The sequence below is a fragment of the Fibrisoma montanum genome (genome assembly GCF_003583365.1).
GTDB classification, from domain to species: Bacteria; Bacteroidota; Bacteroidia; order Cytophagales; family Spirosomataceae; genus Fibrisoma; species Fibrisoma montanum.
In genome coordinates, this window is the sequence record NZ_QXED01000035.1 from 1 (window position 1) to 548 (window position 548).

The 548-nt window shown below is 42.0% G+C and carries 1 protein-coding gene; it reads left to right on the forward strand.

From position 1 onward, the window contains the following. The coding region (locus DYU11_RS32880) for a translationally-controlled tumor protein (RefSeq protein ID WP_147368103.1) at positions 1–548 on the forward strand (548 nt) is incomplete at both ends.

Below are 548 nucleotides of genomic sequence, written 5' to 3' on the forward strand. Positions count from 1 at the left end.
AGGAGATTTACAGAGGCGGCCGTGATCTTCATTTTCTAAAGGGAAGAAGAAAAAATAAACCTGTGAAAATGTTGGTTTACCAGGACATCTTCACTGATGATGAGCTTCTTTCTGACTCATTCACTTACAACGAACTTTATAATGGAGTTTTATGGGAGGTGGAAGGAAAGTGGGTTGTCCAAGGGGCACTTGATGTTGACATTGGTGCCAACCCCTCAGCTGAGGGTGAGGATGAGGAAGGTGTAGATGATCAGGCTGTTAAAGTGGTTGACATTGTTGATACATTCAGACTTCAGGAGCAACCTCCGTTTGAGAAGAAGCAATTTTTGGCATACATTAAGAAATACATAAAGAATCTCACTCCCAAATTGCCAGAGGAGCGTCAAGAGGTATTTAAGAAGAACGTGGAAGCAGCTGCAAAATGGCTCATTTCTAAGTTGAGCGACCTGCAGTTTTTTGTTGGAGAGAGCATGCAAGATGACAGCTCTATGGTTTTTGCTTACTACAAAGATGGGGCCACTGATCCAACATTTTTGTATTTTGGAGAT